Raw genomic sequence first — 20618 nt, 5'->3', positions numbered from 1 at the left:
AGCTGAGGACAAAAATAAAATCATAGAAGTGATATGCCTTGTTGGAGGTGGTGATAATGATGTATTTTAAGCTAGCTTATGACAATATAAAAAAAAGTTATAAGGATTATACTATATATTTCTTAACATTAATATTAGCTGTCTGCATATTTTATAGTTTTAATTCAATAGATTCACAAAAGGCACTTTTTGATATGGAATCATCGACTGCAAATTATATGGATAAGTTAATTGAGACAATATCTGCTATATCAATGTTTGTATCAGTTGTATTAGGCAGTTTAATATTATATGCAAATAATTTTTTAATAAAGAAACGTAAAAAAGAATTAGGTATATATATGACTTTAGGCATGGGAAAAAGAAAAATATCTAGAATTTTAGTGACAGAAACCTTTATGGTAGGAGGAATATCTTTAATTGCCGGTCTTATATTGGGAATAGTAACATCACAAGTTTTATCTACTTTTATATTAAAGTTGTTTGATGATTCAATGGATGGATATAGATTTATAGTTTCAATAAATGCTATAGGTAAGACTATATTATGTTTTGGAATAATGTTTTTACTTGTAATTATATTTAATATATTTGTCATTTCTAAATACAAAATAATTGATTTATTGGCAGCAGATAAAAGAAATGAAAATATGAAATTTAAAAATCTATTTATATATTTAACATCATTTATATTAAGTGTGGCATCACTAACATTTACATATAAAACTTTTTTAGGGATGAATTTATATTTGTGGGATTCTATTATCATACCAGCATTAGTCTTCCTAATAGTAGGCACAGTACTATTCTTCTTTAGTTTATCTGGAATCATATTATATATAATAAGTAATAATAAAAAAGCATATTTTAAGGGATTAAATATATTTATAGTAAAACAAATATATAGCAAAATTAATACAAATTTTATATCAATGTCAGTAATATGTTTAATGTTATTTATTACAATACTTGCATTAACTACGGGAATCGGTCTTAAGAAAGGGTATGAAGCAGGATTTGTAAAACTGGCACCTTTTGATGCTAGTGTGATTTTATATACCAATGATGAAATTAGTAGTGTTGAAGAGTTGCTTAATAAAATTAATTTTAAAAAAAGTGAGAATGAAAAATATGCAATTTACAATGAATATGTTCCAACGATAGAACTAAAATCTTTATTTGGAACTGAAGATAAAGTCTTTGGATTATATAGTGGAAGTTTTGTGAAAATATCTGAGTATAATAAAATATTAAAATTAAAAGGGGAAAAAGAAATAAATTTAAATAGGAATGAGGTTTTAATCTTATCAAATTACAACAAGTTAATTAAGCTAATAAATGAAAAACTAAAAAATAGCAATGAAGTTACTATTAAAGGAAAAGAATTTCTTGTTAAAAATCATGAGACTATACAAGGAAATCTTGAAGATTTTATTGCACCTAGTTATTGCACAATAGTTATAAATGATGAGTTTTTATCACATTATAAAGTTTTTAAATCAGTACTTAATGTAATGTACACAGATAAAAATAGAGAAGAAAATAATAAAAAATATGACGAAATTGAAAAAGATGATATGGATGGAAAATATGAAGATTTGAACCTCCCAATTATAGGTGCTTATTCTAAGGATAGTATTTATTCTATGGAAAAGAGATCATCAATAGGAGCATTGTTTATTCGCTTATATTTAGGTGCGGTATTGTTAATAACCAGCATGGCGATATTGTCTCTTAAGCAGCTATCAGAAGCTAGTGATAGTGTGGAAAGGTATAGAGCATTAAAAAGGATTGGTGTAAATAAGAACATGATAAATAAAACAATATTTATTCAAACCTCGATATATTTCAGCCTTCCAGGAATTCTAGCATTAATCCATTCAATTATTGGTATTACAGTAATTAATAAAGTCATAAACTCTTATGGCCAAATGGATATTAGATTTTCAGCGTCAATAACAGCTTTAATATTTGTTGTGGTTTATACAGCTTATTTTTATATAACATATACAAGCTATAGAGATATAGTAAAAAATAATATTTAAAAAAGAAGAAAAGAAAGGATAAGAAGAATATGAAAATTTCAATTAAAAATTTAAATATGGATTATAAAGGTGGTAAAAGAGCATTAAAGGAGGTTTCACTTGAAATGGAAAGTCCAAGCCTTATTGGACTTCTAGGACCAAATGGAGCAGGGAAATCAACTCTTATGAAATTGCTTGTAGGAGGCCTAATACAAACTAGTGGTGAAATTCTTATGGATGATATACCAATACTTAAGGATGAAAAAAAGTTAAAAGGAAGCCTAGGATATCTACCACAAGCTTTTGGACTGTATGATGAACTTACAGTGTGGCAGTTTCTAGATTACATGGCAGCCCTTAAAGGAATTAAAAATAGTAAGAAGATTCTTGAAGAAGTTATTGAGAAAACAAATCTTAAAGAAAAACGTAAAGCACGTATTTCTACTTTATCAGGAGGTCAAAGGCAGCGTGTAGGAATTGCACAAGCTCTTCTGGGAAATCCGAAATTATTAATTTTTGATGAACCAACTGTTGGATTAGATCCTGAGGAACGTATTAACTTTCGTAATCTATTTTCCAAAATGGCACGGGATAAGATAGTTCTATTATCTACACATATAATTGAAGATGTACAATCGGTATGCGATAAACTGATTGTTATTAATAATGGGCAAATTTTGTTTACTGGAACTCCAGAAGAATTAATTGCATTGGCTCACAATCATGTTGGAGTTTTTGAAGAGAAGATGGGTGAAAGTTCAAAGGAAGAATATAAGGTAACAGCAAGAGTTAACACAGTGCGTGGTATTGCCTGCAGGATTGTAGGGGAAACACTTCCAGCATTTGCAGAGACTGTAGATCCTACCCTTGAGGATGCATATATGTATCTTATCATGGGAAAAGAGGCGATGTAATCATGAAATTCATTTCCTATTTAAGAGTGGAATTAAGCCGTATTTTTCACTCAAAGATTGTTTATCTAATTATGGTATTAACTATGATATGTCCACTAGCGGGATATAATTTGTATAAACCAGTATATGTTTCAACTTTATCTGGTGATTTGATTGCAAATCCAGTGATGGCAGGAGCAATAGGTGGGGGAATATTATTTGCATTATTAACATTACTAGAGTTTAATAGAGTAAAAAAATATGAGACAGAAGCATTAACAAATAGTATTGTTTCACCATTAATATTGAATATAGTTAAATTGTTTACTCTAATGGTAGCAGCTATTGTATCTGTTTCTATTGCAGCAGCAATATATTATCCATACACATTTTTGAAAATGAATAATATTTTTGATATATATACTTACCTGAATAGTTTCTTCTTATTAATGTTACCTTCTATATTCTTATCAATTTTAGTTGTTTCAGCATTTTATCAGATTTTTTCTCGTACAGATGTGAGTATGATTGCATTCATTGGGATTTTGTTAGTTGGCTTTAGCAAATGGTTTGAAAGAAACAATATTTTACATTGGATAAATCCACCTATGCCAGCACTTTCAGATGATTTCAGTAATGATTTAGTATTTCGTTTAATGAAGCATAATCGTTTATTTTGGCTTTTAGTATTCGGCGGAATATGGATAATTGGATTGTTATGTGTGCGTCGTTATGGCAAAGGGTTATTTAAATCAATTTTATATAATTCAAGGAAAATTTATATTCCCGTACTAGCTGTAGTATTGATTAGTAGCGCGGTCTACACATATAGAAATCAACCAAATATTTATCTGGAATCTGAAGTTTATCATAATGAAAACGACATCAATAAAGAGCTTGAACTGTCAAATACTAATTTAGATATTTCATTTAATACTAATAAAGGAAGTCTTTCAGGAAAGGCAACATATACTCTTCAAAATTTGAGCTGTAGTGAACAGGAATGTAAAATTACTTCAAATCCTGGCTTTAAGATTTATCATATTACAGCAAATGGAAAAGAAGTTACATTTAGAAATTTTGACAATAAAAAAAATGATGCTATATTTACTTTACCTGATGATTCTAAAATAATTTTGGAAGTGGAATATAGTGGTGTGCCTAAACTTAGGGAAGAAGAAGGTGATCTTACTTTTGCACCTAATGATATCAATGATAAATGTATAGATCTTTACGGGCAAAATGTACTTTATCCATATCTTAGGGTTGAAGACAGTAAGAATGGTTCACCAGTTAATGGAAAGTTTACTATGCCATCAGGACTTATACCAATTGTGTATGGGGAACCGTATCTAAGGGATGATGCGACAGATGATAAAACAGTTGTAAATGTGTCTAATAATGAAGTTAAGCTATTTTCTGAGGATGGAAAAAATAAAACTTGGCTTTTTAAACTTGATGGAGGTTGTGGAGCTACCATAATAGCTGGTGATTATGTTGTGAAACAGCTGGGGAATAAAAGTATGCCTATAGAATTTTATTATAGCAGTAAAATGGAGGAACGAATGAAAAATATGAATGCGCAAACGGTTATGAATGATACTATTAAATTTTGTACTTCTCATTATGGAAAACTGCATGATGTATCTTTTGGAAAACCATTAAGAATAGCAGAAAGAACTGTGTTTTTTGGTTGTGGACTAGGCTTGGCAAATCTTAGTACAATGCCAGAAAGTAGCTTTAGTGATAAAAACCTAAGCAATGAGTCGCGTGGAGCAGCAACAAAAGCTGAGGTCATGGGACATGAAATTTCTCATCAATGGTGGAGCTTTCAAAATATAGGTGATGGTGGGGATAACCCGAATTGGTCCGCAGAAGGACTTGCTGTTTATACAACTTATAGAATTGCTAAAGAAACGCATGGTGAAGAATATGCCAAAGAAAATTATATAGATATATGGAAGAAGGGAGCATACGAGCAAGATAATAATTTTTATAATAGACATCCAGAATATTTAAAAATGCTTCCAGAAAAATATGCGGATGAAATTAAAGGGTGTAACAGAGCTGTACGAGAATATGAAAAACTACCACTTCAAATTTTAAAAGCTTCCCAATTAGTTGGTGGTGAAGAAAACATGGATAAAATTTTAGGAAAGCTGTATGAGAATAGCTCGAAAACAAAAAGAATTTCATGGCAGGATTTTCTAGATGCATGTAATCTTAAAGAGGAGGATTTAAATGTTGATTAAATTATTAAAATATGAACTAAAAAGACTTATTATAAATAAATTTTTCTTAGGACTGCTTATAATTTCAGCTATATATAGCTACGAAGTTATGACAAGTGATATTATTCTTGGAGTGGCAAACACTGCGCCGTTTTCAGGATGGAGTTATGGAGAATACCTTGCTAAAGTGCTGCCAATTTTACTTGTTACCTTATTATTTTTTATCTCATTTCTTTATTCAAAACAAGAAAAAAATGTACAAGATTTGACGAGGGCAACTCCTATTGATCAATTTAAGTTTCAGATGCTACGCTTTGGTACTATTATTATAGGATTTGTTTTGATTTCTATGATACCAATTTTATATAGTGTGTGGTTTTATAGTGTAAATTTTCACTTCTTAAGCTTTGGCGGTCTTGTTCTGCCAGCATTTATAACGCTTGTTCCATCAATGTTGTTTGTGTTTGGTGTAGGAAGTCTTGGAGGACGATATCATCAAGGATTAATTTTTGGATTAATGGTAGTAGTATTACTTATAAATTATATTCCGCTACCATATGAAGTTGATTTATTTGGAGGAAATTTCTTTGTACAATACCCCATGTCTCTTAGCGCGGTAGAGCCAGCATTCTCAATACCTATAGGTGTAGTAATTGGAAAATTGATATTTGGATTAACTGGGTTCTTGATGATAATTTTATCTGCAACTACAAAGAAAAAGTGAAGTCATTATAATGATATTGAGTAAAATTGTGGTAAAATGTAGTATTTAGTTTTATAATAATTATTAAGGTTATTAAGTTTTGGATTTCAAGATTTAATAACCTTATATTTCTAGTAGGGGGATATGATGAGGAAAATTATTATTATTGAAGATGATGAGGTTATAAGGGAGGAATTGCAAAGTTTTTTAGAGAGATATGGATATGAAGTGAAGGCTCCTTTAGATATGGATAACATAATAAATTATATTGAAAGTGAGAACGCTGAACTTATATTGCTAGATATTAACCTGCCTATGTATGATGGTTACTATATATGTAGGGAAATACGCAAGACTTCAGAGGTTCCAATTATAATAGTTACAAGTAGAGATAGTGAAGTAGATGAACTGATGAGCATGAATTTAGGGGCAGATGACTTTATTACAAAACCTTATAATACAGAAATACTACTTGCAAGAATAACTAATATTTTAAAAAGGACTTATGGAAACATAAAGAATAGTAATATATTAAGCTACAGAGATTTTAATTTAAATCTTTCAAATGCAACAATTATTTATAAAGATAACTCTTTAGAGTTAACTAAAAATGAAGTTAAAATACTATCATTTTTAATAAATAATAAAGGAAATATAGTAAAAAGAGATTCTCTTATGGAGTACCTTTGGAAAGCAGATTTTTTTGTAGACGATAGCACTTTAAATGTTAATATAAATAGATTAAGAAAGAAGCTTGAAGAAATAGGAATAGAAAATCCAATAGAAACAAGAAGAGGAATGGGGTATATTATGCCATGACTATAAGTGAGTTTCTTAAAGATAAAGCTATTGTAATACTATGTAATAGTCTTATGTTTATTATATTGTCAATAATAATGTTTGTTATAAATGTTAACTTAATTATAGTTGTATTTGTTTTTTGTATATGGTTTTTCCCGTTGTGTTCTTATATAGCTTTAGAATATATAAAGCATAAAAAGTATTTTGGGGAGATTGACAGTTTATTAGAAAAATTGGACAAGAAATATTTAATTCCAGATATGCTAAAGGAAGCAGAATCTGTACAAGGAGAAAAGTTTAACTCTATACTTAAAGAATTAAGTAGAGATATGTATGAGCATGTAAAATATTATAAAGATATGCAGGAAGATTATAGAGAATATTTAGAAGCCTGGATTCATGAAATTAAAACACCAATAGCTTCTTCAAAGCTTATTATTGAGAATAATCAAAATGAAGTAACTAATAAAATAGACTTTCAGATAGACAAAATTGAAAGATTTGTGGAACAGGTACTGTACTATTCTAGAAGTAATAATGCTTATAAAGATTATATTATAAAACAAATTAGTCTAGGTAATATAGTAAAAAATGTAGTAAAAAGAAACTATAGAGATTTCATTCATAAGAAAATAAAAATCAATATAAATGACATTGAAGAAAATGTATATAGCGATGGGAAATGGGCTGAATTTATCATTAATCAGATAATAGTAAATTCAATAAAATATTCAAGTAATAAAGATCCTCAAATTAATATATCATCAATGAAAAAAGCCAATTCAGTAATGTTATTTATACAAGATAATGGAGTAGGGATAATAGAGAAAGATATAGATAGAGTCTTTGAAAAAGGCTTCACTGGTGAGAATGGAAGAAGATTTAGCAAAAGTACGGGCATGGGTTTGTATTTATGTGAAAAACTCTGCTTAAAGCTAGGCTTAAAAATTTCAATTGATTCTGAGGTTAATAAGGGAACTAAAGTTACATTAATATTTCCGCTATCTGGCATGGAAACTTTTAGTGATGATTAAGGGGGAAGTTAATAATTAAAAAGAGGGTTGTTCAGAAACTGAATTGTATTATATTTACCAATTATATTATAATTGATTCAGAATAGTAAATTATGATGTATTAAATAATTTTAAAGATATATAACTATAGATTGTAAGTAGTCTAATATGGCTATAGGAGGAATTGAGTTGAGAAATACTGAAAGGTTTATTAGACAGTGGGCTAAAAAAAGGGAAAAGGGAAAATTAAAATTTATTCTAATCAATAGTGCAATATATTGTATAGTGTATTGGATAGTTGCAATCTTATTTATTTTAGTTCGAGGTAAAGAATTACATAGACTAATAGAGAATTCTGATGTATTTATAATTCTTTTTATTATATATATAATATCTTTATTTAGAATATGGAAAAAGAATGAAGATAAATACAATAGTGCAATAAACAATAAGTGAATACAAAGTTGTATTTTTACTACTGCACATTTTTCTTATTTGACGTAGCAAGTTAAAAGGGCATCTTTGAAAACTGAGCAATCTGGAATTTACAATTTATGTTATGATTAACTTGTAATAGTAAAATGTTGAATGCTAAATTTTAATACTGGAGGATGGTATGTATAATTGTATTATATTTGATATTGATGGTACGCTTTTAGACACCGAAATCGCAGTTCTTTCATCACTTCAAAAATTAGTATTTGAAGAACTCAATGAAAATTTGAGTTTTGATGAATTAAGATTCGCTTTAGGTATTCCTGGAGAAGTAACATTAAATAAACTTGGAATAACTAATATTTTAGACTGTAATGTAAAATGGAATAAATACTTAAAAGAGTATTTTCATAATGTAAAAGTTTTTGATGGTATTAAGGATACCTTGATTAAACTAAATGAAATTGGAATTCTAACTGGTATAGTTACTTCAAAAACCAAAGAAGAATTTCTAAATGATTTTGCACCATTTGAATTGAATAATTATTTTAAATTAGTAGTTTGCGCAGATGATACAGAAGAGCATAAACCTAACCCAGAGCCAATTTTAAAATTTATTGAGCTTTCAGGTGCAAATAAATCAAAGACAATATATATTGGTGATACTAAATATGATATGGATTGTGCATTTGGTGCTGGCATAGATTTTGCATTAGCATTATGGGGGGCTAAATCATCAATAGGAATTAATGCAAATTATATTCTTGAAAATCCTAAGCAAGTATTAAAACTTGCAAAAGTTTAGCTCGCATTGTTAGAAAGTGAGAATTATTATGGAACTGTGGGATGTTTATGATAAAAACAGAAGATTAACTGGCAGACGAATGGAACGAGGTAGCAAATTATTGTGTAATAATTATATTAAGTAAATATGGGGTTGAATAACTATGTTAATTAGTTCAGCAACAACAATATATTTTTCACCAACAGGTACAACTAAAAAGATTGTCAATTCAATTGTAAAAGGAATGGGAATAGTTAATGATAAAATAGTTGATTTAACATTACCTAAAGCAAGAAGCGATAATAGCGTTCCTTTAATTGATGGAGAGATAGTATTAATTGGAGTGCCTGTTTATGAGGAAAAAATTCCTGAAATAGTATATCCTTTTCTAGCAAACTTAAAAGGGAATGGAAGCCCAGTTGTGTTAGTTAGTGTTTATGGAAATATTGGTGATGGTATAGTCTTAAATCAACTCGATTCTATAGCTCAAAAGTCAGGTTTTAAGGTGGTAGCAGCAGGTTCGTTTATAGGAGAACATTCATTTTCCACAGAAGAAATACCTATTGCGCAAAATAGCCCTAACAATGATGATCTAAATAAGGCTGAAGAATTTGGAAAAAATATAATGGGAAAAATACAAAATATAAATAGTTTAAAGGATGTTTATATTAAAATTCCTCAAGGAAAGTTACCATTAATGGCAAAAATAGTACCTAAAAATGGTGCTAGATTATTTACAAAGACTCCTTTTGCAGATATGAGCAAATGCAGTCGTTGTAATATATGTGTAAAACTATGTCCTGTGAGTGCAATTGACAAGGGAACTTTAGAAATAGATGAAAAACAATGTTTACGTTGCTTTTGTTGTGTTAAAAGGTGCCCTAAAAATGCAAGAAAAATTATTTATAAACCAAGATTACTGGTTTCAAAAGTGTTAACAATGAAAAACAGAATTATAAAGGAACCCAAAATATATCTGTAAAATTTATCAAATGATATTCATGGATTAAGCGAAAATAATCATTATATATTAAGTAAAAAGAGTTAAATGATAGTCTTTTTAGAAAGACCAAACATAACACAAAAAGTCGGGAATAACCGTTTGAAAAGAGATAAGATATATGTACAGACAGGGGGATAATTATGAAATGGATTGAAGGAATAGGTGAAGCTATCAGCTATATTGAGGAGAATATCACTGAAGAAATCACAATAAAAAATATTGCAGAAAAAACATTTATGTCTCCATTCTATTTCCAGAAAGGCTTTGCAATGCTTTGTGGTTTTACGGTTGGAGAGTATATCAGACAACGCAGGCTTACTCTTGCCGGCAGTGACCTCGTTTCTACTGATGAAAAAATCATTGATATTGCACTAAAGTATGGCTATGCATCACCAGATAGTTTCACAAAAGCTTTTACTCGATTTCATGGTGTCACACCTACTGCTGTTAGAAAAGATGGAGCGATGATTAAGTCATTTGCTCCGCTAAAAATCAAGTTTTTATTGGAAGGCGGTTATATTATGGATTACAAAATTGTTGAAAAAGATTCGTTTACTGTCATAGGTGTATCAAAGGTGTTTAAGTATGAGAATGTATTTGCAGAAATTCCACCGTTTTGGACAGATCATTATGAAGCTGGAAAGGGAAAGTTTGTGTGTGGAATGTATGGAATATCCATAGATGAGAACATGGGATCAGATGAGTTTGAATATTTGATTGCAGATGATTATAATCCATCCATGGAAATACCTAATGGTTTTGTTACAAAGATTATTCCTAAACACACGTGGGCCGTTTTTGCTTGCAAGGGTGCAATGCCAAAATCTCTGCAAGATATGAACAGAAAAATCTTCTCAGAATGGTTGCCTAATTGCAAGGATTATGAAATTGCAGCAGGTTATAATATTGAAATGTACACTGATATAGCTGATTATCCTAAGGGGAATCAAGATGAGAATTATTACAGCGAAATCTGGATTCCTGTTAAGAAAAAATAGTAATGTAAAAGAGTATGATTTGAAGCACATCAGATTCCAAGTTTGTAAGTTTGATGCAGAATAGTTTTAAATCTAGTTCTGTCATATTTTCATAAGCTATAAATCACTAAAAATAAATAGAAAATTATAAAATCGCATTATTCAAAAGTTGATATGTTTCCTTTAAGATAGACAAATAAAAATCTGTTATTTGAAAGGGAGCAGTTCAAATAATTGAATTTGCGATTTTTTTATATGCAAAACTAAAATTCCATAAAATAAGGAATGTAAATAGCAGCTAATATAAAAGCACCTATAATAGAGAATTGAGCAAAGAATCTCTGACTATTAGTTAATTTGGAATTTAAAAATACATATTTATAATTGATTGCTCCAAGAAGTGGAAATATGAAGATAAAATATCTGTTCTTATTGTAATCTGCTATTAAATCGAGTGAAATAAAAAATACATTCACAAGGACTATAAAAATTACTTTAATATTTGACATAGCTCTTCTCCTAAATACTTTTTTTACAAAATTATGCCATAAATTCAAACAAAAAATTTATAATAAAGAAATACTTACAATATATGTTATAATAGATTAATAATGTTTAATTTTAAGCGATGGGGTGTATCACTTGAGTAAGTTTTATGTGTTTTCAATTCTTAGCATATTACTATTTGTAACTGGAACATGGATGTTATTAAAAGATTTATATACATTATATACTCATGGTAGAAATATTGTAAAAGTAAATAAAGGAATAGGATTAGCTATTCTTTGGATGGTATTATTAATAGTTTGGTGTTTATTATCATGGAAAGATGCAAAACTTTATGTTAGATATGAAAATGATAATATTATTGAAAGTGTTTTTACTAATATATTTTGGATAGAATTTTCAATCTCTAATATAATAAAAGCATTAAAGAGTTCAGGAATAAGAGAAAATGGAATATATATATCAGGAGATTTTTATAAGTGGCCTAAGGTCAAGAGTTATAATTGGATAGCACCAAATATAATTGAATTTAAAGTTAAAGCTTTTTTCAAAAGTAATTCAAGTCTTAAACTTACAATAAATGAAGAAGTTAAGGGAGAAGTAGAAGAAGTAATTCAAAAAAATATAGTGTTATAGTCTTCTTAGATTAATAAAAACAAAATATTCATTAGATTTAGATGTCTCATTAGTTGAATGAAAGAATGGGGCATTTTTTTATAAATAATATAGATTTCATGTAGTAAATAAAAAACTGTTTTTGAAAATTGAATAATGTGATATTTACAAAAATGTTGTAATTAATCAGAATAGTAATTCTTATACAGAAAATTTGAGGGATTAAATAATATTCTATTGAGAATATATACTACAGTTTATATTAGATATGATGATATAGAGTAAATATTGGAGGTATATTTTGAAATCGATAATTTATAAAAATCCAGTAAAATCAGGAATAATACTTAACTTATTTTCTATGTGTTTAAGTATATATGCAATTAAGTATAGTGTTTCATTACTAAGCATAGCAATTGTTTCAGTAGGAATTTTAAATAGAAAAATTATTGACAATGGGGTTTGTCTAGACAAGAAGAAAAAAATGATCATAATGGTTAGTTTTATAATAATGCTATCTGTATTTTTTATTTACAGTCGGTATTTTCACTATATAATAAATAAGCAACTTGAGAATATGTAATATGTATCAGTAAAGTAATGTTATAATTTACTTATAAAACAGTCCTTTTTTATTTTAGAATTTGGTTAGAGAATTCTGGTATAGATTATTAAAATATTTTTATAAAGGAATAAGGATAATGAATAAGAAGTATGCGCTAAAGCTAACTATTGTGTCGCTTTTTATAGGTGTAGCTATTTTTGTTATAACAGGTTGTAGTAATCATAAGTTAGCTTCTCGTGAAGCAGAACAAAATGTTAAGACTTTCTTATATAACAAATATGGACAAGACTTTACTGTGAATGTAATCAAATATAATAAAGCAGATTATGTTGGAGTTGCATTACCCACATATTTTAAACTTGAAGCCGTAAGTAATGGGAAAAAATATAATGTTTTTTATGAAAATAATATAAAATATTACTCGTGGACAAAAGATTCAGAAGATATAAAATATCCCAATTCAAATGAACAAGTTGAAGAAAATATTGAAGGTAGGGATTGGAACAAAGAGATATCAGATTATTACGCAAAGCAGATTGGTGAATATTGTAGTGATGGTTATTTAAAGGAATTACATTTTGTAAGAAATAGAACTCCATCAAAAGTTGGAATGACTGCGGAAGAATATCTAGACGAACTTTTTGATTATTCTGCACCATCAATATATATAGACTATGCAATATTTGTGGATAATACAAACAGTGTTCGTGCGAATAATAATGTTTTAAAGAAAATAGATGATGGTATTCGTAGAAAACCAGGTGATTCTAGTCAGTCAAAAAAGTTATATCCACATGACATATTTTTTCAGGAACATTTCCTTATTGTATCTAAGAAAGACAAAGAAGAATATATAAAAAAAGTTGAGGAACACAATAAATTGGATGCAGATTATTATGGTAACAAAATGTCAGATGAATATGCAGAAAAAGTAAAGCCCCTAGATGACTGGTTTAAAAAAACAGAACAAGATTCTTGTATTGTTGAACATGATAATATAGGACCAAATCCAAATGAGGTAGTACAAAATTGGAGAAAAAAATAATTTGAAGTAATAATATGCTTGGAGGTTTGACTTAGTGAATATAGAATATGTTTCTTGAAGATTGAATAGTGTGGTATTTGTAAATATATTATAATTCACAAGATCATAAATTGTGGATTTAAAAGACTAGCAAGTAAGAATTTAATGGAGGATAATCAAATGTCTGATTTTTTATTGGCGGCTTTACCTTGGCTAGTTATGGGAATTGCAATTGCCTTTGCAGTAGTAATCTTTAGCAGAAAAAAGGACAAATTGAACATTGGAGGACAGAAAGGCCTAGATAAAGAAAATTCCAAGAGTACGGTAGATGAAGATGATTATATGTCTGTTAGAATGTGTTTGGGAATTTGTTTTGGAAGTGTATTCAGTTTATTAGGACTTGTGTCACTTTCATATGGAATCAGTTTTGGTATGCTAATTGGCATGGTTGCAGGGATGTATATTAAGAAAAAATAAATATATCTATAAAATATCTCATTGTCAAAAACGAATTTGAGGTATTTTTTGTTGTACAAGTACTACGCAATTCTAAAATAGGGTGAGTGGGATAGAGGTATATGAAATGAGATTGATATTGGAGGAATTTACAGAATTACATGCAAAAGAAATTTGTAATTGGAAATATGATGGAGAATATTCTAGTGCTAATTTGTATCCAAGCAAAATAATTGCTTTAGAGGTGCGATCTTTCAACGAGCGGGCAGTTAAATGCTATAAAAGAGCAGGATTTATAGTAAAGGAAATATATAAAAAAGATACTCCTATTGGGTACGGTGAATTTATAAGAATGGAATTTATCTGTTGACTAATTGGTGATTTGTTAGATAAATTGCAATTTAGGCTGGGAGGGAAAGTAAGCTAGATGCATTTACTATCTATCATTTTTTATCTGATTTTAAAACTGAATGGTTCATAATTTACAAAACATGCTACAATTAAATAAAAGACAAATCATAATTTGAAAGGAACTAAGGTAATGGATTTTAAAGAAATTATGAAACAAAATAGAGGATATTGCTCAAAGCACACAGATATGCCATCAGAGTTACAACTAAAAGCGAAAGAATTATGCTGGGAATATAATCAGACTAGACCATCAGAAAAAGAAAAGAGAAGTAATATTTTAAAAGAATTGCTTGGAACTTGCCATCCGCTAACATTTATTGAGCCGTCATTTCGTTGCGATTATGGTTTTAATATACATACCTATGGGCTTGCTGTGATTAACTATAATTGTGTAATATTAGATACATCGCCAGTTTATATTGGTGCAAATGCATTTATAGCTCCTGGAGTTTGTTTGGCTTGCTCGGGACATGCCATATTTCCAACACAAAGGGCAGAAGGGATTGGAACCTCAAAACCTATTACAATAGAAGATGATGTATTGATTGGTGCTAATTCAACTGTATGCGGTGGAGTTACTATAGGAAAAGGTAGCATTATTGGGGCAGGAAGTGTAGTAAATAAAGATATTCCAGCAGGAGTAATTGCAGTAGGTAATCCTTGCAGAGTATTACGGAAGATTACAGAAGAAGACATAATTAACTTGTCAGTTGAGCAAGGCAATTTCTAATTTGTAGAGTTTATTATATTTTTTTGTAATAATAAAACAAATGTGCAGGTAGAAGTTTAAATAATGTAATTTGAAAAGTTGATAGTGCGATATTTACAAGTATGTTATAATTTATAAAACAAATTGTAATTTAGCTTGGGGGAAAGAAAATGTTTATAGTAAATTTAACTTATGTTAAACCACTAGAAGAGGTTGAAAAGCATTTGGAAGATCACATTACATTCTTAAATAAATACTATGCTAGTAACAACTTTATCTGCTCAGGGAGAAAAAATCCTAGAGATGGTGGAATAATTTTATGCAGCACAAAAAATAAAGAAGAGGTAAATGAAATTATTAGTGAAGATCCATTTCATAAAAATGGAGTTGCTAATTATGAGATAATAGAATTTCAACCAACAAAGTATTCTGAAGGTTTTAAGGAGTTTGTTGAGTAAAGTTTACTGTATGGATTAATATAGCTCTTAAAAAATAAATAAGAATTTTAAATATCACATTATTCAAACTGGTAAATGGATAATGTGATATTTACTATTTATGTTAGAATTAATTACAATAGAAATTAATTAGAAACTAAATATTTTCTATTTTTATTTAAGGAGATGGAAAATGATGATTGTTGGCTTTATTATGTCAGCTATTTTTGGATTACTTGGAATGGTATTTATGATTTTTAAAGAAAAAGCATGTATTCTGATATCGGGATATAATTTAAAAACTAAGAAAGAACGAGAGAAATACGATGAAGTTCGTCTAAGTAAAGATGAACGTAATTTCTTCTTTACATGTTCCATTATATATCTTATTGGTGCAATAACATCAATATTTTGGGGTAAATTATGCTTTTGGATTGCTTTTTTAGTTTGGCTCATATATCTTTTTAAAAATATGCATTTTAATCCAGAAAAAGCATTTGATAAATATAAAAGATAATAATTTCATTGGGAGATGAGTACGTGATTAACTTGATATTAATGATTCCACTAGGACTACTTTCTATATTTTTAGGATGGCGTATTTGGAAAAAGGAGCAGATAACATTGATTCACGATTATCATTATGCAAGGGTTGCTGAAAGTGATAAGAAACCTTATACTGAGGAAGTTGGAAAAGGATGCATTATCATGGGAATTGGAATTATACTGACAGGCATTATTAATTTAATAGGAAACACAAAATATGGATGGATATGTTTTGTAATATTTGCTGTATTGGGATTTAGGATGATGTTTAGAGCACAAAAGAAATATAATGGAGGATTGTTCTGATTTTAGGGCATCTCATTATTATAAATTAAGAAAATAGAACAAAGTTAGGGAGAATATATGATTATTATTTTGTCAATTATAGTATCTTTTTTATGTGGTTCAATTCCAACAGGATACTTAATTATCAAAAAGTTGCACGGAATTGATATAAGGACCAAAGGTAGTGGAAATATAGGATCTACCAATGTTAAAAGAGTGGCAGGACGTAAAATATCTATTATTACTCAAATAGTGGATATTTCAAAGGGCATAATTCCCGTATTTTCAGGAATTTATTTAGCAAAGATTTTTGAACCACAAGCATCAATGGATACTTATCTTTCGATTATTGCTATAGCAGTAATTTTGGGACACGATTTTACTCCATTCCTAGGATTTAATGGTGGGAAGGGCGTTAATACAACTATTGGTGCATTTTTTGTAATTGTACCAATTCCAACATTGGTTGGAGTTGCAGTTCATTTTATATTGCGTTTATTTACAAGTATAGTTTCTATAAGGTCAATTGCAATAGGAGTAACAATACCTTTAATGTGTATAATTATGAAATTACCTATGTCAATAATAGTGAGCAGTTTAATAGCATGTATTTTAATGATATATAAACATAAAGATAATTTAATAAGACTTTTGAATAATGAAGAAAAATAATCTTAAATTATCATTAATTAACTAGAGAATGGATTTACCACTATTTACAATACTGTTATAATTTGTTTATATAGCAAGTTAGTTTGTATTAAATATTAATTGAGTAGTGGGAGGGTTTATGAATATTTCTATTGTTGAAAAGGGAATAAAAGAAATTGAGTTAATGAAACCATTATGGGAGCAACTTAATTCTATTCACTATAATAAATCTGTGCACTTTAAGGAGAAATATGACAGATTTACTTTTGACAAAAGAATAGAATCTATTTGTAAAAAGGCTAAAAACGGTGTTATTAAGTTCGATATGCTTCTAGACAACGAAACAGGAAATTATGTAGGGTATTGTTTAAGTTCAATTGAAGACAATTTAGGAGAAATAGAATCTATATTTGTTGAGAAAAATTATCGAAAGCTTAAGCTAGGAGACAAGCTTATGAAAAATGCTTTAAGTTGGTTTGAATCTAATGCTATAACAGATATTCAAATTAATGTGGTATATGCAAATGATGAAGCGTTACCTTTCTACAGTAATTATGGTTTTAAAATTGGAAATTACATTTTGAAAAGGACGTGATTCTAAAAACTTACAGTCTTGTATTTACAAAAGTGCAATTGGATTGTAAATTTATATATCACATTGGGTAAAATTAGGAATATGATATTTTATACAAAGTTTCAGAATATGTACTAGTATTAGTAGCACTATAAATAATTAAATTTGAACTCAATCAATAGCAAGTTAGTAGAAAAATATTTTATGGAGATTGATAAAAGGTCTAGTTTATTATTAATTTGAGAGAAGTTTAGAGGGAGATATATGGATATTGAGAGCAAAGAAATAAGAAAAAGTGCAAGATACAGTTTAAAAGGCAATTGGAAGATTGGAATATTAAGTACGCTAGTGTATAGTGGTGCAGGTATTATAGGAGGTTTATTTCAAGATTCTAGTGTTATATGGAATTTGATATTAGAAATTATATTTGGTGCATTATTTACATTTGGATATTTTAGTATAATATTAAACATAGTTAGAGGCGAGAAAGTTAATTTTTCAGATATATTTACTGGCACAAAGAAGTTCTTTAAAGCATTAGGAATGACGTTAGCAGTAAATATTCTTACACTATTATGGTCGCTATTATTAATAATCCCAGGTATAATAGCAGCTGCAAAATATTCTATGACATACTATATATGGGCTGATAATCCTAATATAAGCATTCAAGAAGCAATTGATAGAAGTATTAAAATGACAGATGGACACATTTCGGAAATATTTTGGTTATATATAAGTTTTATAGGATGGAGCTTATTAGTAGTGGCTCCAGCAGCAGCTATAAAATATTGGTATCCCGAATATTTTGATGTATTTATGTCTTTTGGAATGGTTTTTGTAAATGTGTATGTTAATGTATCTTTTGGATCGTTATATACTAAGTTACTTCAAGAATGGGAGAGAGGTTAATTTTAAAATTATACTATTTTTCAATTATTAATGGTCAAGAAAATAAGATATAAGCAAAAGCGACAGTACTTTTACAGGTACTGCCATTTTTATTTATATCTTATTTTAAAGATTTATGAGACTAGAATACGAGATTTAGTTTTGTTATCAGCCTTTTAGATTTAGAAAATGTTAATATAAGAACATTGATTAACAGAATTTTAAATGTAAATTTATTGCAATATACGATATAAAAGTGATTGTAAATTTCGTTAATAGTTAAATAAGTGGATATAGGTATATTCAAAAATGTGATCATAGAAACAAAGGGAAATAAACGTTTTAATATGCCTTTAATGCTATATTCTATGCGTTTAGAGAAAAGGGTATTTACTTACGCTGCGTATTATGTGAATATAGTATTTGTAGATAACTTAATGGTTATTTGAGTGTTAATCAATAAAAATATTTTATTATAATTGATAGTATTTTTAATAAATAGAATATCAAGGGCAATGGAGTCTAAAGGAAAATTTACGGCACCATTGTCTTTTTTTGTATTCACAAATTGCTGATTGGATCTTAATAAACTTAATATAAGGGCTAAGATAAAAAAATGAAGCGATTATAAAGATAACTATTAAGAATATATAAAATAAAATCGTTAGGGGGAGATTTAAATTCTATACTGAAAATGGGGGAGTAATAAAATGAAATTAAAAAAAATTAGTATCAAAGTTTTAGCATGTTCACTTATAGTTATGGGAGCTTTAATTCCAACTCAAAATTCCTATGCAAAAACACTACATCCGACAGGATTAAAAGAGCTACATGAAAGCATACCTGGCATTAAAAAGGTAATAAATTCAGATAGTAAAATACAATTGCCTGCAAAAATTGATTTATCAAGTAAATTTCCTAAAGTATCTAATCAAGGAGACTTAGGGAGCTGTGTTGCATGGGCAACAGGATATGCAGATAAAACATATCAGGAATGTCTTGAATGGAAGTGGGGATTAGGTACAAACGATCATGTATTTAGTCCAGCATATATATATAATCAGATACATCAAGACGATTCAGCAGATGGAGGGGGGGCTCTTTTTTCTGATGCATTTAAACTGTTAGAAGAACAAGGTTGTACTACATTATCAGATATGCCTTATGATGGTAGCGAATATAGTTGGCAGGTTACACCAACAGATGAGCAAAAGGCTAATGCAGCTAAATATAAAGCAAAAAGTTGGAGTCAACTTCCAGATGGTGACTATAATTCAATAAAGGCACAAATTGCAGATGGAAATCCGGTAGTTATTGGAATATCAGTATATCCAGATTTTGATAATTTAAATTCTGATAATCCAATTTATGACCAGATTTATGGAGAAAATAGAGGTGGTCATGCAGTTTGTGTAGTTGGTTATGATGATAGTAAAAAGGCTGTAAAAATAATAAATTCATGGGGTAAAGACTGGGGAATTAATGGCTATGGATGGATTAGCTATGATTTAATAAGAAGCCAGAAGATGGAAGCTTATGTAATGACAGATGATGAATAATTATTAATGCTTGAAAATATAGAATAGTAATTGAATCAATTATATGAACAATTATAATAAAGTATTATAAGAGATAAATTAAAGAGGAACAATGCAAATAAAACCTAACGATTAAATTTATATATAATATAAGCAGGAATTTTAATAAAAATTCCTACTTTTTTATTGTATAGGAAAGTATAAAAATTCCGATCGCTGAAAGCGCGGTGTAGACTTGTATTGAGTAAATTTATGTGGTAAATTGATGAAATGATTAAGAGTAAATTAAGAATAATATTAGAAGAAAATTGGAATGAATTTTATAAAAAATATAAAAATAAAATTAGACCTAATGTTATTGCAGAAGTGAAAAAAGTTATGAAATGCAAGGATATAAGTAATGGCTACATTGAATTAAAATGTGATGATTGTGGTGAAATAAAGAAAGTTGGATTTACATGTAAAAGTAGATTTTGCACATCATGTGGTAAGGTTTATGTTGATAATTGGGTTAACGGAATGCTAGGAAAATTAATAAATGTAAA

General features: G+C 28.6%; 25 protein-coding genes. 24 read left to right on the top strand and 1 reads right to left on the bottom strand.

Annotated elements, in window-relative coordinates:
* The first annotated feature begins 59 nt into the window (after positions 1 to 59).
* From T483_RS0111285 to T483_RS0111240, 10 genes are all read left to right on the top strand, one after another.
* Entirely contained in the window at positions 60 to 2045 is a 1986-nt protein-coding gene (locus T483_RS0111285; RefSeq protein ID WP_026886943.1) for an FtsX-like permease family protein, read from the top strand.
* 29 nt (positions 2046 to 2074) lie between these two features.
* Positions 2075 to 2938, top strand: a complete 864-nt coding sequence (locus tag T483_RS0111280; RefSeq protein WP_026886942.1) for an ABC transporter ATP-binding protein — start codon at positions 2075 to 2077, stop codon at positions 2936 to 2938.
* A gap of 2 nt (positions 2939 to 2940) precedes the next feature.
* On the top strand, positions 2941 to 5169 hold the full coding sequence (locus T483_RS0111275) for a membrane protein (RefSeq protein ID WP_026886941.1): 2229 nt from the start codon (positions 2941 to 2943) through the stop codon (positions 5167 to 5169).
* Positions 5162 to 5872, top strand: a complete 711-nt coding sequence (locus T483_RS0111270) for a hypothetical protein (protein WP_026886940.1) — start codon at positions 5162 to 5164, stop codon at positions 5870 to 5872. Before T483_RS0111275 ends, T483_RS0111270 begins: the two co-directional genes overlap by 8 nt.
* 126 nt (positions 5873 to 5998) lie before the next feature.
* Positions 5999 to 6670, top strand: coding sequence for a response regulator transcription factor (locus T483_RS0111265; RefSeq protein ID WP_026886939.1), 672 nt, complete (start codon positions 5999 to 6001; stop codon positions 6668 to 6670).
* Positions 6667 to 7686: a sensor histidine kinase gene (locus T483_RS0111260; RefSeq protein WP_026886938.1), complete on the top strand. Its 1020-nt coding sequence runs from the start codon at positions 6667 to 6669 to the stop codon at positions 7684 to 7686. Before T483_RS0111265 ends, T483_RS0111260 begins: the two co-directional genes overlap by 4 nt.
* Before the next feature lie 168 nt (positions 7687 to 7854).
* Positions 7855 to 8121: a hypothetical protein gene (locus T483_RS0111255; RefSeq protein ID WP_026886937.1), complete on the top strand. Its 267-nt coding sequence runs from the start codon at positions 7855 to 7857 to the stop codon at positions 8119 to 8121.
* A 160-nt stretch (positions 8122 to 8281) separates the two neighbouring features.
* The gene (locus T483_RS0111250; protein ID WP_026886936.1) at positions 8282 to 8905 is read left to right on the top strand and encodes an HAD family hydrolase; all 624 of its coding nucleotides are present in this window, start codon (positions 8282 to 8284) and stop codon (positions 8903 to 8905) included.
* A 142-nt stretch (positions 8906 to 9047) separates the two neighbouring features.
* A complete protein-coding gene (locus tag T483_RS0111245; protein WP_026886935.1) occupies positions 9048 to 9866 on the top strand; it encodes an EFR1 family ferrodoxin in 819 nt (272 codons plus the stop codon).
* Between the two features lie 161 nt (positions 9867 to 10027).
* Complete coding sequence (locus tag T483_RS0111240) at positions 10028 to 10885, top strand: AraC family transcriptional regulator (protein ID WP_026886934.1); 858 nt, start codon at positions 10028 to 10030, stop codon at positions 10883 to 10885.
* 242 nt (positions 10886 to 11127) lie between these two features.
* Here the strand turns inward: T483_RS0111240 and T483_RS0111235 are convergent, their stop codons facing one another.
* Positions 11128 to 11373 carry a hypothetical protein gene (locus T483_RS0111235; RefSeq protein WP_026886933.1) on the bottom strand — a complete coding sequence of 82 codons (246 nt, stop codon included), beginning with the start codon at positions 11371 to 11373 and terminating at the stop codon, positions 11128 to 11130.
* Positions 11374 to 11506: 133 nt separating this feature from the next.
* Between T483_RS0111235 and T483_RS0111230 the strand changes: the two genes are divergently transcribed.
* The 14 genes from T483_RS0111230 to T483_RS29020 all read left to right on the top strand — a co-directional run.
* Complete coding sequence (locus T483_RS0111230; RefSeq protein WP_026886932.1) at positions 11507 to 12007, top strand: DUF5673 domain-containing protein; 501 nt, start codon at positions 11507 to 11509, stop codon at positions 12005 to 12007.
* A gap of 280 nt (positions 12008 to 12287) precedes the next feature.
* Entirely contained in the window at positions 12288 to 12569 is a 282-nt protein-coding gene (locus T483_RS0111225; protein WP_026886931.1) for a hypothetical protein, read from the top strand.
* A gap of 118 nt (positions 12570 to 12687) precedes the next feature.
* On the top strand, positions 12688 to 13596 hold the full coding sequence (locus T483_RS0111220) for a hypothetical protein (protein ID WP_026886930.1): 909 nt from the start codon (positions 12688 to 12690) through the stop codon (positions 13594 to 13596).
* 159 nt (positions 13597 to 13755) lie between these two features.
* A complete protein-coding gene (locus T483_RS0111215) occupies positions 13756 to 14052 on the top strand; it encodes a hypothetical protein (RefSeq protein WP_026886929.1) in 297 nt (98 codons plus the stop codon).
* Between the two features lie 106 nt (positions 14053 to 14158).
* Positions 14159 to 14401: a hypothetical protein gene (locus tag T483_RS0111210; RefSeq protein WP_026886928.1), complete on the top strand. Its 243-nt coding sequence runs from the start codon at positions 14159 to 14161 to the stop codon at positions 14399 to 14401.
* Positions 14402 to 14572: 171 nt separating this feature from the next.
* Positions 14573 to 15172 carry a sugar O-acetyltransferase gene (locus tag T483_RS0111205; RefSeq protein WP_026886927.1) on the top strand — a complete coding sequence of 200 codons (600 nt, stop codon included), beginning with the start codon at positions 14573 to 14575 and terminating at the stop codon, positions 15170 to 15172.
* 149 nt (positions 15173 to 15321) lie between these two features.
* On the top strand, positions 15322 to 15609 hold the full coding sequence (locus tag T483_RS0111200; protein ID WP_026886926.1) for a YciI family protein: 288 nt from the start codon (positions 15322 to 15324) through the stop codon (positions 15607 to 15609).
* A 172-nt stretch (positions 15610 to 15781) separates the two neighbouring features.
* The gene (locus T483_RS0111195; protein WP_242841842.1) at positions 15782 to 16105 is read left to right on the top strand and encodes a DUF3784 domain-containing protein; all 324 of its coding nucleotides are present in this window, start codon (positions 15782 to 15784) and stop codon (positions 16103 to 16105) included.
* A 23-nt stretch (positions 16106 to 16128) separates the two neighbouring features.
* Positions 16129 to 16440: a DUF3784 domain-containing protein gene (locus T483_RS0111190; protein ID WP_026886924.1), complete on the top strand. Its 312-nt coding sequence runs from the start codon at positions 16129 to 16131 to the stop codon at positions 16438 to 16440.
* Positions 16441 to 16497: 57 nt separating this feature from the next.
* A complete protein-coding gene (gene plsY, locus T483_RS0111185; RefSeq protein ID WP_026886923.1) occupies positions 16498 to 17091 on the top strand; it encodes a glycerol-3-phosphate 1-O-acyltransferase PlsY in 594 nt (197 codons plus the stop codon).
* A gap of 118 nt (positions 17092 to 17209) precedes the next feature.
* Positions 17210 to 17665 (top strand): GNAT family N-acetyltransferase, encoded by a 456-nt coding sequence (locus T483_RS0111180; RefSeq protein ID WP_026886922.1) that lies wholly within the window; start codon positions 17210 to 17212, stop codon positions 17663 to 17665.
* Positions 17666 to 17908: 243 nt separating this feature from the next.
* A complete protein-coding gene (locus T483_RS0111175) occupies positions 17909 to 18556 on the top strand; it encodes a DUF975 family protein (protein WP_026886921.1) in 648 nt (215 codons plus the stop codon).
* Positions 18557 to 19245: 689 nt separating this feature from the next.
* Positions 19246 to 20094, top strand: coding sequence for a C1 family peptidase (locus T483_RS0111170; protein ID WP_026886920.1), 849 nt, complete (start codon positions 19246 to 19248; stop codon positions 20092 to 20094).
* Between the two features lie 249 nt (positions 20095 to 20343).
* On the top strand, positions 20344 to 20618 hold a 275-nt coding region (locus T483_RS29020), incomplete at its 3' end, for a transposase zinc-binding domain-containing protein (RefSeq protein WP_026886919.1).

It is taken from the genome of Clostridium beijerinckii HUN142, assembly GCF_000621745.1.
Classification (GTDB): Bacteria; Bacillota; Clostridia; order Clostridiales; family Clostridiaceae; genus Clostridium; species Clostridium beijerinckii_A.
This window is presented reverse-complemented; position numbering and strand designations above follow the sequence as displayed.

Excerpts from the sequence above, each read along its gene's own strand:
- T483_RS0111175 (WP_026886921.1), top strand. The coding sequence starts at position 17,909 with ATGGATATTGAGAGCAAAGAAATAAGAAAAAGTGCAAGATACAGTTTA.
- T483_RS0111220 (WP_026886930.1), top strand. The coding sequence starts at position 12,688 with ATGAATAAGAAGTATGCGCTAAAGCTAACTATTGTGTCGCTTTTTATA.
- T483_RS0111265 (WP_026886939.1), top strand. The coding sequence starts at position 5,999 with ATGAGGAAAATTATTATTATTGAAGATGATGAGGTTATAAGGGAGGAA.
- T483_RS0111200 (WP_026886926.1), top strand. The coding sequence starts at position 15,322 with ATGTTTATAGTAAATTTAACTTATGTTAAACCACTAGAAGAGGTTGAA.
- T483_RS0111275 (WP_026886941.1), top strand. The coding sequence starts at position 2,941 with ATGAAATTCATTTCCTATTTAAGAGTGGAATTAAGCCGTATTTTTCAC.
- T483_RS0111215 (WP_026886929.1), top strand. The coding sequence starts at position 13,756 with ATGTCTGATTTTTTATTGGCGGCTTTACCTTGGCTAGTTATGGGAATT.
- T483_RS0111260 (WP_026886938.1), top strand. The coding sequence starts at position 6,667 with ATGACTATAAGTGAGTTTCTTAAAGATAAAGCTATTGTAATACTATGT.
- T483_RS0111180 (WP_026886922.1), top strand. The coding sequence starts at position 17,210 with ATGAATATTTCTATTGTTGAAAAGGGAATAAAAGAAATTGAGTTAATG.
- T483_RS0111250 (WP_026886936.1), top strand. The coding sequence starts at position 8,282 with ATGTATAATTGTATTATATTTGATATTGATGGTACGCTTTTAGACACC.
- T483_RS0111240 (WP_026886934.1), top strand. The coding sequence starts at position 10,028 with ATGAAATGGATTGAAGGAATAGGTGAAGCTATCAGCTATATTGAGGAG.
- T483_RS0111205 (WP_026886927.1), top strand. The coding sequence starts at position 14,573 with ATGGATTTTAAAGAAATTATGAAACAAAATAGAGGATATTGCTCAAAG.
- T483_RS0111170 (WP_026886920.1), top strand. The coding sequence starts at position 19,246 with ATGAAATTAAAAAAAATTAGTATCAAAGTTTTAGCATGTTCACTTATA.
- T483_RS0111195 (WP_242841842.1), top strand. The coding sequence starts at position 15,782 with ATGATGATTGTTGGCTTTATTATGTCAGCTATTTTTGGATTACTTGGA.
- T483_RS0111280 (WP_026886942.1), top strand. The coding sequence starts at position 2,075 with ATGAAAATTTCAATTAAAAATTTAAATATGGATTATAAAGGTGGTAAA.
- plsY (WP_026886923.1), top strand. The coding sequence starts at position 16,498 with ATGATTATTATTTTGTCAATTATAGTATCTTTTTTATGTGGTTCAATT.
- T483_RS0111235 (WP_026886933.1), bottom strand. The coding sequence starts at position 11,373 with ATGTCAAATATTAAAGTAATTTTTATAGTCCTTGTGAATGTATTTTTT.
- T483_RS0111210 (WP_026886928.1), top strand. The coding sequence starts at position 14,159 with ATGAGATTGATATTGGAGGAATTTACAGAATTACATGCAAAAGAAATT.
- T483_RS0111245 (WP_026886935.1), top strand. The coding sequence starts at position 9,048 with ATGTTAATTAGTTCAGCAACAACAATATATTTTTCACCAACAGGTACA.
- T483_RS0111285 (WP_026886943.1), top strand. The coding sequence starts at position 60 with ATGTATTTTAAGCTAGCTTATGACAATATAAAAAAAAGTTATAAGGAT.